Origin of the sequence: Cupriavidus pauculus (genome assembly GCF_002858765.1) — a bacterium.
GTDB classification, from domain to species: Bacteria; Pseudomonadota; Gammaproteobacteria; order Burkholderiales; family Burkholderiaceae; genus Cupriavidus; species Cupriavidus pauculus_B.
Genome location: NZ_PJRP01000025.1, coordinates 13,128 through 26,703 on the forward strand (window position 1 = coordinate 13,128; position 13,576 = coordinate 26,703).

Sequence of the window (13,576 nt, forward strand, 5' to 3'; positions counted from 1 at the left end):
ATTTGTCGTTTGCAGATTAAGCCGTGAATCGACGAAATACCTTTGAACTGGAATCAACAATTAAACGACGATTCGACCGGCAGAAATGACAAGGCGCGGCACCGGAAACCGGCGCCGCGCCTGCTGGCTTGCCGTTACGGTTACCGGGTCAGGGTGCCGCTACCCCCCGCGTCTGCGCCGCGTACGGCGTGTAGAAGCTCGACCCCGCCCACGGCGCGGTGGCCACGTTGTACAGCGCGGCGCCCTGCGTGTAGTTGGCGCCGTCGTGCCAGTCGCCCGAGCCCTTGTATTTGGCAACCGCCGGGTACGGATACACGGGCCGCGACGCGGTGACCGCGCTGGTCATCGCATCGGTCTGGTACGTCATCACGTCGTTGGGTGCCGTGCCCTGCTCCACCCAGGCGGTGACACGCGACACCAGGTCGATATTGGGATTGCCCTCGCCGCCGCCGCAGTGGCTGACACCGGGAATCAGGTACATGCGCGCAAACCCGTCGACCGCCGATGCCCCCATCGTGCTCTGCATCGCCTCGTAGTAGGCAATGGTGAACAGCGGCGAGATGTGCTGGTCGGCCCAGCCGTGCCACAGGATCAGCTTGCCGCCGGCCTTCTGGAATGCAGACAGGTCGGGGTTGGTCGCGTCGTTCAGCGAATGGTTGGCCAGCAGGTAGTCGGTGAAGAAGTTGGCATCGTGATAGCCGAACGTGTTGATGTTCGGCATGGTGGGCGCGCCCGTAAAGATCAGGTTGTAGGCACCCGTCACGATCATGTTGCTGAACAGGCCCGTCACCGGCACGGCGGGGTCGGTCGAATTCGAGCTGGGCACTTCCACGCCGATCCAGTTGGCTTCCGAGCCGAATTGCGGCGAGCCGGCCAGCATGCGCTTGCCGTTGGTGGTATCGAACGGGCCGCTGTAGATCTGGTTCGCGGTGGCCACCTCGGCGGCCGTCAGGCACTTGCTCGTGTCGGCGGCGCCTGGCGCGCACTGGATCGAGACCGGATTGAAGTGGCATACGCGCGGGTCGGCCAGCAGCCCGTCGGGCGCACCGCTGGTGCCGCCGCACGCGGCCACCACGGCCTGATGCAACACCTTGGCCTTGTCGGCATAGAGCACGACATTGCCGGTGTTGTCGCCGGTGGTGCTGTTCGAGATCACGTTCCAGCCGTGATAGAGCGAGTTCTGCGTCTGGAAGTGGGCGGCCGGCGCGCCGGCGATGATGCCGTTGTAGTCCGTCGGATACCGTTGCGCGGCCATCAGTGCCTCGCGGCCGCCATCGGAGCAGCCCACGAAGTACGCGTATTTCTGCGGCTGGCCGTAGTAGGTCTGAATCAGCTTCTTGGCCGCCAGCGTGGTGATGTGCTGGCCGCGATAGGCAAAGTCGGCCTGCTTCTGCGGGTCTGACGACCATGTGGCATCCGCGCCGGTGTGGCCCATGTCGGTCGCCGCCGTGGCAAAGCCGCCCTGCTGCACCAGCGGGCAGTTGTAGCTGAAGCTGAATGCACTCTGCTTGGTCGGATCGCTGAGGTTGCCGCACAGGCCGCCGCAGCCCAGTTCGGCAAAGCGCTGCGTCCAGGTGCTGACCGGCAGTGCCACCTCGAACGTGTTGGCCGGCGCCAGCGTGCCCTTGACCGTGCAGAACTGCACCGATGCGCCGTTGACGGTTGCGGTGGTGACCGTGGCCGATGCGATGGTGCTGCCCGTGCCGCCGATGTCCGTCAGGTCTACCGCCGCCAGCTTCGCGCAGTCCACCACGGGTGCCACCACCTGCAATGTGGTCGTGGGCGTTGCCCCCGTGCCCGGCGATGTGGTGGCCGTGCTGCTGCCCGATGACGCGGTGGAACTGCCGTCGCCGCCGCAGCCTGCCAGGCCCACGGTTGCCACGCAGAGGGTAAGCCACGCCAGCAATGACGTGGCCGATGAACGAGCGAATGGGGCGAGCGCGAGCCGCCCGGCACGAAGCCGATTTCTCATGGATGTCTCCTGGAACGGTCGCCTCTTATTGAGGCGGGGCCGGCAACCAGCGCCGCCTCGCCACGACAGTGGGCGATGAGTGAGGTGTCGGCGTCGAACCTGCACCACGGCACGCACCAACGAGACGAAGGATGCGCGGAACCGACTCGCGCGCGGTTGCAATGTGACGCACCCTCCGTTGCCGTTCGCTTATTGGAGACGACGGCCCTTGTGTAACCGCTACGGGATCAGTCCCACGCCGGCGCCAGCCCGTCGGGGCTGACCTCGCGGCCGTTGCGCTCCAGCGCGGCGATGGCCGCCATGTCGTCGGCATCGAGCTTCAGGTCGCGCGCCAGCAGGTTGCTGGCCAGGTTCTCGCGCTTGGTCGACGACGGAATCACCGCATAGCCCAGTTGCAGCGCCCAGGCCAGCGTCACCTGGGCCACCGTGGCGTTGTGCCTGGCGGCAATGCGCGCCAGCACCGGGTCCTTCAGCACCTTGCCGTAGGCCAGCGTCATGTACGACGTCACGGCGACGCCCTGCTCTTTCAAGAACGCGGTGAGCTTGCGGTTCTGCAGGTACGGGCTCAGTTCGATCTGGTTGGTCGCGATCTCGCCCTGGCCCACCACGTCGATGGCCTGCTGCGTCAGCGCGATATTGAAGTTCGACACGCCGATCTGGCGGGTCAGGCCACGTGCCTTGGCCTCGGCCAGCGCGGCCATGAACTCGGGCAACGACACGCCGTTGTCCGGGGCCGGCCAGTGGATCAGCGTCAGGTCCACGTAGTCGGTGCGCAGCTTGTCCAGGCTCTCGCGCAGGCTCGGCACGAGCTTGTCGGCGGCGTAGTTCGCGGTCCAGATCTTGGTGGTCACGAACAGCGCGTCGCGCTTGACGCCGCTTGCCTCGATAGCCTGGCCCACATCGGCCTCGTTGCCATAGATCTGCGCGGTATCGACAGCCCGGTAGTCCAGATCCAGCGCGTTACGCACCGAATCCACGGCGGCCTGGCCAGTCAGACGAAACGTGCCAACACCAAAAGACGGGATGCTCATCGGGTAACTCCAGTGAAATTGCGAACTCGGTCCTGTTCGGAATGACCGCAGTATGCCGAAGCTACCTTTGCCGATTAAGCCGTGTATTGGCGAATAACTGTTGATCTGAAATCAATAGTATACCGATCAGTCATCCATCTCCTGCAGCACCCGCCACTGGATCTTGCCGGTACCGGACTTGGGCAACGCATCCACGAAGCGCACGATACGGGGCACCTTGTAGGTCGCCATGTGCTCTCTGCACCATGCGATGATCGCCGCCTCGTCGGTGCCGGGCACACCGTGCCGCCCCGGTTTCAGTACCACTACCGCCTTGACCGTCTCGCCCCGGCGCGCGTCCTGTGCGGCCACCACGCAGGCCTCGTGGATGGCCGGATGCCCGTAGAGCAGGCTCTCCACTTCGGCCGGCCACACCTTGTAGCCGTTGGCGTTGATCATGCGCTTGAGCCGGTCGCGCATGAAGAAGTAGCCCTCGTCGTCCACGTAGCCAAGATCGCCCGTACGCAGGAAGCGCTTGCCGTCCATCTCGATGAAGGTTTCGGCATCGGCCTCGGCATTGCGCCAGTAGCCGTGCATGATCTGCCCGCCGTGCAGCACGATCTCGCCCGTCTCGCCGGCCGGCAGCACCGCGAACGTGGCCGGGTCCACCACGCGGGCGTCCACGCCGAAGGTGGCCACGCCCAGACACTCGCGCTTGGCGCGATGGCGCGGATTCGACAGGATGAACGCGGCCGTCTCGGTCATGCCATACGCTTCCACATAGGGCAGGCCGAAGCGCGTTTGCAGCGTGGTAGCCACCGCTTCGGGCATGGCCGCGCCACCGCCGCCCAGGAACGCCAGGCTCGACAGGTCGCGGCCATCGATACCGGGCTGCGCGAAGAAATCCACCAGCATCGCCGGCGGCGCATTCCAGTTGCTGACCCGGAAGCGCTCGATCAGCGCCGCCGCCAGCGCCGCATCCCAGCGCGGCATCAGGACGATGGTCGCGCCCAGATACAGCGGCGCGTGCATGCCGTTCTGCAGCCCGAGCATGTGGAACATCGGCGCCACGGCTAGGAACACGCTTTCCGGCCCGTTCGCGCGCCAGACCTGCGAGCCGGCCGCCGCGCACATCAGCGAGCGATGCGTATGCATGCAACCCTTCGGCCGTCCGGTGGTGCCCGATGTATAGGCCAGCAGCGCCAGCGTTTCCGGGCCGGCCTGATGCGCCGACGGCGACCGCTGCGCTGCCATCGCCGCCATCCAGGTCGCGGCCGGGCCAGTCATGGCGGACGCGGGCAGCGGCGTGCGTTCGCGCGCCCAGCCGGGCACCGGCAGGCCGCCGTCGTCATCCAGCGCGTCCGCATAGGCAAAGGTGACGACCCGCTCGATGGCCCGGCCATGCAGCGGCGCCACCTGCGCGTAGAGGTCTTCGGCAACGATGGCCACGCGTGCGCCGCTATCGTCCACCACATGTTCGATCTCGCCGGTGAGCCACATCGGGTTGGCCGGCACCAGCACGGCCTCGGCACGCAGAATTGCGTAACTGGCAATGATGTATTGCGGGCAGTTCTGCGCGCACAGCAGCACGCGGTCGCCCGGTTGAACGCCGCAGTCCTGCTGCAGGTAGCCGGCCAGCCGCTCGATCTCTTCCAGCAGCCGCGCATACGCGATGGCGGTGCCGAAGTACTGGATCGCCGTCTTGCCGGGGTAGCGGCGTGCCGCGTGTTCGACGTTGTAGACCAGGCTGGTGGCCGGTACTTGGATGGCGCGCGGCAGGCCGGCGGGCCAGTGCGGCGGGACGGAGGATGTCGATGCGGGCACCATGGATGCAAGGGTCATCGTGGAGTCTGGAAGTCATCGGGAAACACGGCGACCAACGATAGTACGGGGGCGCCGCATTGCGTATTTGCGATTTGCGAATCGGGCCTTCGCCTGCCGCAAACCGGGGCCGCCCCGGGTATCCATGCGCGCAAAACCCATGTAACAATCGCGTCCACAAGAACATCGAATCAGGAGACTTTCCGCCATGCAGCCCAGCCCGCCGGGTGCGCGGCGGCACGACGCCGATGGCACCACGAGGCCGCTGGCGATGCCGACGATGCCGACGATCGTTGTGTCGAAACTGGTGCCACCGGCCAGTGCCGATTCCCACCTGGCGCGACCGCATCTGGTCGACAGCATGCTGACCGCGCACAGCGCGCGACTGCTGCTGATCCGGGCGCCGGCCGGTTTCGGCAAGACCACCCTGATGCAGCAATACGTGGCCGCGCGACAGGCGCTGGGACACACCACGGCGTGGCTGCGGCTGGACGCCGCCGACAACGACCTGCCGCGTTTTCTGGGGCATCTCGGCGCCGGGCTGCGCGCACTGGTGCCCGACACCCCGCAGGCATCGGCATCGGCCGAACGGCTGGCAGCCAGCGTCATCGCGACCGTGGCATCGCAGAAGACGCCGTTCGCGATCCTACTGGACGACTTTGAAACGATCCAGAGCGAATCGGTGCTGAACTTCGTGCAGTTGCTGCTGGAGTCGCTGCCGCCCATCGGCACGCTGGTGGTGGCGTCGCGCACCACGCCTGCGCTGGGCCTTGGCCGCCTCCGCGCCCGTGGCCAGCTGCTCGAACTCCATCCCGGCGCACTGCGCTTCACCTTGCCCGAGGCCACGGTGTTCATCCGGGAGAAATGCGGCATTCCGCTGGGCGATGCCGAAATCTCCAGGCTGCACCGCTACACCGAAGGCTGGGCCACCGCCATCTTCCTGGCCACGTTGTCGCTGCGCCAGCGCACCGACTACGGCCGCTTTGTCTCGTCGTTCTCGGGCTCGAATACCGAACTGGCCGAGTATCTTGCCGAGGACATCCTGGGCGGGCAGAGCGACGCGGTGCGCAGCTTCCTGCTCGAAACCAGCATCCTGTCGCAACTGTCGGCGCCGCTCTGCGATGCCATCCTGGGGCGCACCGACAGCCAGGCCATGCTGTCCACGCTGGAGCGCAACAACCTGTTCCTGTTCCCGCTCAACGGCGAACTCGACGAATACCGCTACCACAGCCTGTTCGCCAGTTTCCTGCAGCACCGGCTGCACGCCCTTGACCCGGTCCGCGAAACCGCGCTGCACGCCGCCGCCGCACGCTGGTATCTGGCGGCCGATCGCCCCGTCCCCGCCATCGATCATCTGCTGCGTGCCGGCCTGCACCACGAAGCCATCGGGCTGATGGCGCTGCACGCCGACGCGCTGCTCAACAACGGGCGCGTCAGGCTGCTGTCCCGCTGGTTCGATCTGGTCCGCGACAAGCTGCGTACCGCCGACCCGCGCGTACGCATCAGCGCCGCATGGGCCCTGCTGCTGAACCGCCGCTTCGACGAAGCCATGGCCACCGTGCAGCAGATTGCCGACGATACCGTTGCCGACGCCGCGCGCGAGGCCGTGCTGCTGCAGGCCGAGACGCTGCGCTGCGTGCTGTTCGCCATGACCGACCAGATCGATGCCTGCCGCCGCACCGGCCTGCCGCTGCTTGATCGTCTGCCACCCGACGACTCGTTCCAGTACTGGATGCTGGCCAACTCGGTGGCGTACGGCCTGGTGTCCGCACGCCGGCACGACGAAGCGCGTCAGGTGCTGGCCCAGGCCGGCGCCAGGGAGCGGCACGGGCCAGCACCCGGTGCCGCATTGCTGCGCAGCGTGGCCGACTGCCTGGAGAGCATCATCGATCTGATCCACGGCCGGCTTGGCCGTTCGATGGCCCGGCTGCGCACCGCGCAGCAGGCGTGGCAAGAACGCCCGGACGCAGTCACCGGTGGTCGCGCCGCAGCCGGCGTGATCCTGGGCCTGCTGCTCTATGAATCGGACCAGATCGATGAAGCCGCGCGCTTTGTCAACGACACGCTGCCGTTTGCCAAGATGACGGGCCCGGTCGATTCGATGACGACCTGCCACATCCTCAGCGCGCGGATTGCCCTGGTGCGCGGCGACCGCGATCTCTGGCACCGCCGCCTGCACGAACTCGATGAACTGGGTCGCCAGGTGCAATCGCCCCGCGCGATCTGCTCGGCGTGGCTCGAACGCGCACGCGTCGCCACGCTCGACGGCGCACTCGATGCCGCCGCACAGGCCCTGGATGCCGCACAGGCGCACAGCGCGTGGGAAGCCCTCGATGACGCAGGCTACGGCAATGAGGTCGATACTCCGACGGTTGCGCGCTGGCGGCTCGACATTGCCCGCGGCGCCGATCGCGCGGTGTGCGATGCGCTGGCCACGGCCATCGCCATGGCCGCCGCGCAGCAGCGCCATTGGCGCCTGGTCAAGCTGCGGTTTCTGCATGCCATGGCACTCGATTCGGTGGGCGAGGCGCGCGCCGCCTTCGAGGCGCTGACCGCAGCATTGCGCCTGGCCAGCCACGAGGGACTGGTCCGCACCTTCCTCGACGAAGGTGACCGGCCTGCCAGCCTGCTGCAGCGGTGGATGGCCACGCAACGCGCCAACGCGGCATCCGGCGTGGCCGTGGCGTTCGTGCCCGCGCTGCTGGCCCGCATGGGGGTGTCGGCGGGCACTGCCACGCCCGCCCCATTGCCAGTCGAAAACCATGCCTCGCCGGACGGTGGCCTGGACGCCCTGACGGCCCGCGAACTCGATGTCCTGCGCATGCTGTCGCACGGTCACCGCAATCGCGCCATTGCCGAAAAGCTGTTCGTATCCGAGCTGACCGTGAAGTCGCATCTGCGCCGTATCAGTGCCAAACTCGGCGCGCAAAGCCGCACCGAGGTGGTGGCGATTGCGCGGGCAAAGGGGTTGCTGGATTGAGCGGATGGCGAATCCAGGCATCACCGGGTGGGCTCCCCTCTCCCATTGCATGGGAGAGGGGAGAAAAGCCAAGCCCACCTACAACGTCCGCGCAATCAATTCTTTCATGATCTCGTTCGAGCCGCCGTAGATCTTGCCTACCCGGGCGTTGACGTAGAGCCGGGCGATCGGGTACTCAGCCATGTAGCCGTAGCCGCCGTGCAGTTGCAGGCATTCGTCGATGATCTCGCAGCTCTTCTGCGTACACCACCACTTCGCCATGGCAGCGGTCTCGGCGGTCAGCTCGCCGCGCAGCACCTTGCCCATGCAGTCATCGACAAAGGCGCGCGCCACGATCGCATGCGTCTTGCACTCGGCCAGCTTGAAACGCGTGTTCTGCATCTCCAGCAGCGGCGCGCCGAAGACCTGGCGATCGCGCACATAGTCCACGGTAGTCTCCAACGCGCGCTCCATCGACCCCAGCGCACCCAGCGCGATGACCATGCGTTCCTGCGGCAACTGCTGCATCAGCTGGTAGAAGCCGCGCCCCTCCTCGTCGCCCAGCAGGTTCTCGCAGGGCACGCGGACGTTGTCGAAGAACAGCTCGGCCGTGTCCTGCCCCTTCTGGCCGATCTTCTCCAGCACGCGGCCGCGCCGGAAGCCCTCCAGCCCCGCCGTCTCCACCACCACGATCGACACGCCCTTGGCGCCTTTGTCCGGGGCAGTCTTGACCACCACCAGGATCAGGTCGGCCAGCAGGCCGTTCGAGATGAACGTCTTCGAGCCATTGATGACGTAGTGCGCGCCATCGCGCACCGCCCGCGTCTTGACGCTCTTGAGATCCGAACCCGCGCCGGGCTCGGACATCGCAATGGCGCCCACCATTTCCCCCGTAGCCATCTTCGGCAGCCACCGCTGCTTCTGTGCCTCGGAGCCATAGCGCAGGAGGTAGTGCGCCACGATGGCGCTATGGACGTTGGTGCCCAGGCTGGTGGCCATGGCGCGAGCCTGCTCGTAGGCAATGATCGCCTCGTGCGCGAACGACCCGCCCCCGCCGCCATAGGCTTCGGGGATGCTGGCGCAGAGCATGCCGACCTCGCCCGCCTTGCGCCAGGTTTCGCGGTCCACATGCTGCTGCTTCCACCAACGCTCCTCGTGCGGCACGAGTTCGCGCTCGATGAACTTGCGGATCGCGTCCTGGAATATCGAAAGATCGTCCGTGATCCACGGGCTCTGGCTTGTCGGCATGTCCGTGCTCCTTTGGATGTCGTGCGGTTCAGGGACGGCCGCCGCCCACGACCAGCACCTGCCCGCTGATGTAGTTCGACTCCGGAATGCACAGCAGGTAGACCGCGCCGGCGGCCTCGGCCGGCGTGCCACCGCGCCCCACCGGGATCATCGCCTCGACGTTCTTCATCAGCTGGGCGTTGACGCCCACCTTGATTTCCTTGCCCGCGATGTCGATCGTCGCACTGTTGCCGTCACCGGCCACGGCTTCGGTCAGACGCGTCTTGATCAGGCCAAAGGCCACGCTGTTGACGTTGACCTTATATCGGCCCCACTCCTTGGCCAGCGCGCGGGTCAGCCCGTTGATGGCAGCCTTGGCAGCCGAATAGTTGGCCTGCCCCGCGTTGCCCATCACGCCCGACACCGACGAGATATTGACGACCTTGCGGAAAATCTCCTGCCCGGTCTCGGCCTCCGCCTTGGCGGTCTCCTTGAAATGGTCGGCCGCGGCACGCAGGATGCGGAACGGGGCCGTCACGTGTACGTCCATGATCGACGACCATTGCTCGTCGGTCATCTTCTGGATCACGTTGTCCCACGTATAGCCGGCGTTATTGACGATGATGTCGAGCGCGCCGAACGACTGCAGCGCGGTCTGCACGAAACGCTGCCCGAAATCGGCCTCGGTGACGCTGCCCGTGCAGGCCACGGCCCGCCCGCCAGCCGCCACGATCTCGCGCACCACGGCATTCGCCGGCTCGGCGTCCAGGTCGTTCACCACGACCGCAGCGCCTTCGCTCGCCAGCTTCAGCGCAATCTCGCGCCCAATGCCCCGGCCCGAACCCGATACGATGGCGACCTTGCCATTCAACTTGCTCATTGTGTTGTCTCCTTGATGTTCAGCGGTCGGGCGCGATCAGCGCCTCGCCCGTCAATTTGATGTCGCCCTGCTGGTTGCGCGTGGACAGCGCGATGCGCACCGTCCCCGCCGCCTCGTCCTTCTCCGTGACCACGCCCGTGCACGAGACCGCATCGCCCACCTGCGTGATGGCCGCGAAACGCACCGAGAACTCGCGGATCGCGTGCTGCGGCGCCCAGTTGGTCAACAGGCGGCCCAGGTAGGCCATCGACAGCATGCCGTGCGCAAACACGTCGGGCATGCCGGCGCGTCGGGCAAAGTCCGTGTCGACGTGGATCGGGTTGTGGTCGCCGGATGCCCCCGCATAGAGCGCCAGCGTGAGCCGGCTCAGCGGCTCGGCGGTGAACGGCGGCAGCGTGCTGCCCACCTCCAGCGCCTCGAATCGAATCGGATTCATGCGGTCTCCAGGCTGTTGCGCACGACAACCACGCTGCGCAGGTCTGCCACGGCGGCGCCATCGGCATCGGTCACGCGGGTCTCGCGCACCACGAAGCCCAGGGCCCCACCCTTCTTCTCGTAGATGTCGGCGATGCGAATCTCGAAGTGCAACCGCTCGCCGGCGAATGCCATGCGGTGATAACGGAAGGCCTGCTCGCCATGCAGGACGCGGCCGATGTTGATGCCCAGCAGGTCCAGCGTGGCGCGCGGGTTCGGCGCCTCCATTTCCAGGCAGAACAGGAATGTGGGGGGCACCGGCAGCGCCGGATATCCCGCTGCCCTGGCCGCCTCGGCATCGATATAGCTGGCGTCTGCCTGCCCCGTGGCCTTGGCGAAGAAGCGCAGGCGGCCGGCCTCCACCTCTGCCACGTGGCGCGACACCACGGTGCCAATGTGTTTCGTGTCCAGCATCGGCGTGCTCCTCACTGCCGCTCGTACAGCGTCACCACGCAGGCGCCGCCGAGACCGAGGTTGTGTTGCAGCGCCAGCCGCGCGCCCGGCACCTGCCGGTCCTGCGCCTGGCCGCGCAGTTGCCAGACCAGTTCGGCACATTGCGCCAGGCCGGTGGCGCCAAGCGGATGCCCCTTCGACAGCAGGCCGCCGGACGGATTGGTCACCACGCGGCCGCCATACGTGTTGTCGCCGTCGACGATGAACTTCTCGGCGGTGCCTTCGGCGGTCAGGCCGAGCCCTTCATAGGTAATCAGTTCGTTGGCGGTAAAGCAGTCGTGCAGCTCCACCACGTCGATGTCGGTGGGTGCCACGCCGGATGCCTCGTACACCGCCTGCGCCGCCGCGTGGGTCATGTCGTAGCCCACGACCTTGCGCATGTCGCCTTCGTCGAACGTGCTGTTGCGGTCCGTGGTCATCGACTGGGCGCGAATCGCCACGCGGGTATCCAGGCCGTGCCGCTTCGCAAATTCCTCCGAGCACAGGATGGCCGCCGCCGCGCCGCAGGTGGGCGGGCAGCATTGCAGGCGCGTCAGCGGATCGAACACGGCCGGCGACGCCATCACCTCTTCCAGCGTGACCGTGTTGCGGAATACCGCGAACGGATTGCGCGCGGCGTGCTGGCGGGCCTTGACCGAGATGCGGCCGAACGTGTCCGGCCGGATGTCGTACTCCTTGATGTAGTCGCGGGCCGCTCCGCCAAAGAACTGGGTGGCGCGGGGCGCGGCGTCGTCGAAGCCCTGGATGTCGCGCATGGCGTCGACAAAGCGGGCCATTGGCGATGGGCGGTCGGTGTAGGCGCCCTTCAGCGCGCCGGGCACCATCTGCTCGAAGCCCACCGCGATGGCGCACTCGATGGCGCCGCTGGCCACCGCCTGGCGCGCCAGGAACAGCGCCGTCGACCCGGTGGCGCAGTTGTTGTTGACGTTGATGACCGGGATGCCGGTCAGCCCCACGCCGTAGATGGCAGCCTGCCCGGCCGTGGAATCGCCGTACACATAGCCCACGTAGGCCTGCTCCACCAGCGCGTAGTCGACGCGCGCATCGGCCAGCGCCGCGCGGGCGGCGTTGGCGCCCATGACCGGGTAGTCATCGCTGGCACCGGGCTTGGTGAACGGAATCATGCCGACACCTGCAACCAACACTTTCCTGCTCATGTTCGTTTCCTTGAAGATTGGGGGACTTGGGGAATTGGGAATTTGGGAACGGATTCAGCTCACCTGGCGGCCCTGGCCGCGCCAGTACTGCTCGCGCAGATCGCGCTTGAGGATCTTTCCGGCGGCCGACAGCGGCAGCGTCGGCCGGAACTCGAAACTCTTGGGGCACTTGTAGCTGGCCAGCGCGGCGCGGCAGTGCTCGCGCAGCGCCACATCGGACGGCGACTTCCCGGCGCGCGGCACCACCACCGCATGCACGGCCTCGCCCCAGCGTTCGTCGGGAATGCCGATCACCGCGCAGCTGGCCACGTCCGGGTGCAGCGACAGCACGCTCTCCACTTCGGCCGAATACACGTTCTCGCCACCGGTGACGATCATGTCCTTGAGCCTGTCGACGATAAACAGGTAGCCGTCGTCATCCATGTAGCCGCCGTCGCCGGTGTAGAGCCAGCCGTCGCGCAGCGCCTGCGCGGTCTCTTGCGGGCGGTTCCAGTAGCCGCGCGTGATATTGGCGCCGCGCACGGTGATCTCGCCCACGGTGTTGCGCGGCACCTCGTTGCCCAGCGGATCGACGATGCGCATCGTCACGCCGAAGCCGGCGCGGCCAGCCGATCGGTACAGGCCGCTGGCGCGGCCCGCCGTGCCATGGTTGTCGGGCGGATTGACGCTGATGACCGGCGATGCCTCGGTCATGCCATAGGCGTGATAGAACGCGACGTGCGGCATGGTCGCCAGCGCGCGGTCCAGCACCCCGGCTGCAATGGGCGAGGCGCCGTAGTAAATGCGCTGCAGGCTCGACAGGTCGTGGTCGCCAAAGGCCGGATCGTCGAGCACGGCCTGCAGCATCGTCGGCACCATCATCAGTTCCTCGATGCGCTCGCGCTCGATGGCCTGCAGCACCGCCGCCGGGGCAAAGCCCGGATGAATCACCTGCACGTCGCCGGCCACGATATGCCCGACCGCCCGCGCCATCGCGGCGGTATGGAACAGCGGTGCCACATGCAGCGACACGAAAGTGCCATGCCCGGCGCGAAACTCGGCCATGCGCGAGACCGCCGACGCCCATAGATTCAGGTGCGACTGCATGACGCCCTTGGGCTTGCCGGTGGTGCCACCGGTGTACATGATCGTGGCCAGGTCCTCGCCGCCACGGAACACGTCGGCCACCGGCGCGGCCCCGGCGATCAGCGCCTCGTAGTCGAGCATGCCGTCCGGCGCTTCCTGCTCGCCGGCGTAGAGGATGCGCGGCGGCCGCTTGGCGGTGGCCACGATGCCGGCCACCATCGGCACGAACTGGTCGTCGACGATCAGGATGCCGGTATCGCAGTCGTCCAGCGAGTAGACGATTTCCGGCACGCTCCAGCGGATATTGACCGGGTTCAGCACGCCGCCGCCCCACCACACCGCCAGCATGTATTCGATATAGCGGTCCGAGTTCAGCGCCAGCATGCCCACGCGATCGCCGGGCGCCATGCCCAGTGCCCGCAGCGCCCCGGCCAGCCGGGCCACGCGCTCGTGCAATGCCCGGAACGTGCGGGTGCGGCCGCCAAAGACGGTGGCACGGCTGTCCGGCGTCTGCTGCATGCAGCGATGCAGCCCCTGCGTCAGATACATGTCTCGTCT

10 protein-coding genes are annotated in these 13,576 nt (G+C 67.0%); 1 reads left to right on the forward strand and 9 read right to left on the reverse strand.

Translation table 11 applies throughout. The annotated features are described in order from the left end of the window. Positions 1-148 precede the first annotated feature (148 nt). From CYJ10_RS31385 to CYJ10_RS31395, 3 genes are all read right to left on the reverse strand, one after another. Entirely contained in the window at positions 149-1,972 is a 1,824-nt protein-coding gene (locus tag CYJ10_RS31385; RefSeq protein WP_101685348.1) for a tannase/feruloyl esterase family alpha/beta hydrolase, read from the reverse strand. Positions 1,973-2,199: 227 nt separating this feature from the next. After that, entirely contained in the window at positions 2,200-3,003 is an 804-nt protein-coding gene (gene dkgB, locus CYJ10_RS31390; protein ID WP_101685349.1) for a 2,5-didehydrogluconate reductase DkgB, read from the reverse strand. Between the two features lie 126 nt (positions 3,004-3,129). Further along, complete coding sequence (locus tag CYJ10_RS31395; protein ID WP_101685394.1) at positions 3,130-4,809, reverse strand: long-chain fatty acid--CoA ligase; 1,680 nt, start codon at positions 4,807-4,809, stop codon at positions 3,130-3,132. Positions 4,810-5,011: 202 nt separating this feature from the next. On the opposite strand from CYJ10_RS31395, the gene CYJ10_RS31400 reads away from it, so the two are divergent. Next, the gene (locus CYJ10_RS31400) at positions 5,012-7,783 is read left to right on the forward strand and encodes a LuxR C-terminal-related transcriptional regulator (RefSeq protein WP_257993619.1); all 2,772 of its coding nucleotides are present in this window, start codon (positions 5,012-5,014) and stop codon (positions 7,781-7,783) included. Positions 7,784-7,861: 78 nt separating this feature from the next. Here the strand turns inward: CYJ10_RS31400 and CYJ10_RS31405 are convergent, their stop codons facing one another. Genes CYJ10_RS31405 through CYJ10_RS31430 form a run of 6 tightly spaced genes read right to left on the reverse strand, consistent with a single transcriptional unit; the run spans position 7,862 to position 13,567 of the window. Continuing rightward, positions 7,862-9,010 carry an acyl-CoA dehydrogenase family protein gene (locus tag CYJ10_RS31405; protein ID WP_101685350.1) on the reverse strand — a complete coding sequence of 383 codons (1,149 nt, stop codon included), beginning with the start codon at positions 9,008-9,010 and terminating at the stop codon, positions 7,862-7,864. Between the two features lie 28 nt (positions 9,011-9,038). Beyond that, positions 9,039-9,869 carry an SDR family NAD(P)-dependent oxidoreductase gene (locus CYJ10_RS31410; protein ID WP_101685351.1) on the reverse strand — a complete coding sequence of 277 codons (831 nt, stop codon included), beginning with the start codon at positions 9,867-9,869 and terminating at the stop codon, positions 9,039-9,041. Between the two features lie 19 nt (positions 9,870-9,888). Continuing rightward, on the reverse strand, positions 9,889-10,305 hold the full coding sequence (locus CYJ10_RS31415) for a MaoC family dehydratase (protein ID WP_101685352.1): 417 nt from the start codon (positions 10,303-10,305) through the stop codon (positions 9,889-9,891). After that, positions 10,302-10,757, reverse strand: a complete 456-nt coding sequence (locus tag CYJ10_RS31420) for a MaoC family dehydratase N-terminal domain-containing protein (RefSeq protein ID WP_101685353.1) — start codon at positions 10,755-10,757, stop codon at positions 10,302-10,304. The genes CYJ10_RS31415 and CYJ10_RS31420 overlap by 4 nt, the downstream gene beginning before the upstream one ends. An 11-nt stretch (positions 10,758-10,768) precedes the next feature. Continuing rightward, entirely contained in the window at positions 10,769-11,953 is a 1,185-nt protein-coding gene (locus CYJ10_RS31425) for a lipid-transfer protein (protein WP_101685354.1), read from the reverse strand. A gap of 54 nt (positions 11,954-12,007) precedes the next feature. Further along, positions 12,008-13,567, reverse strand: coding sequence for a long-chain-fatty-acid--CoA ligase (locus CYJ10_RS31430; RefSeq protein ID WP_101685355.1), 1,560 nt, complete (start codon positions 13,565-13,567; stop codon positions 12,008-12,010). Positions 13,568-13,576 lie beyond the last annotated feature (9 nt).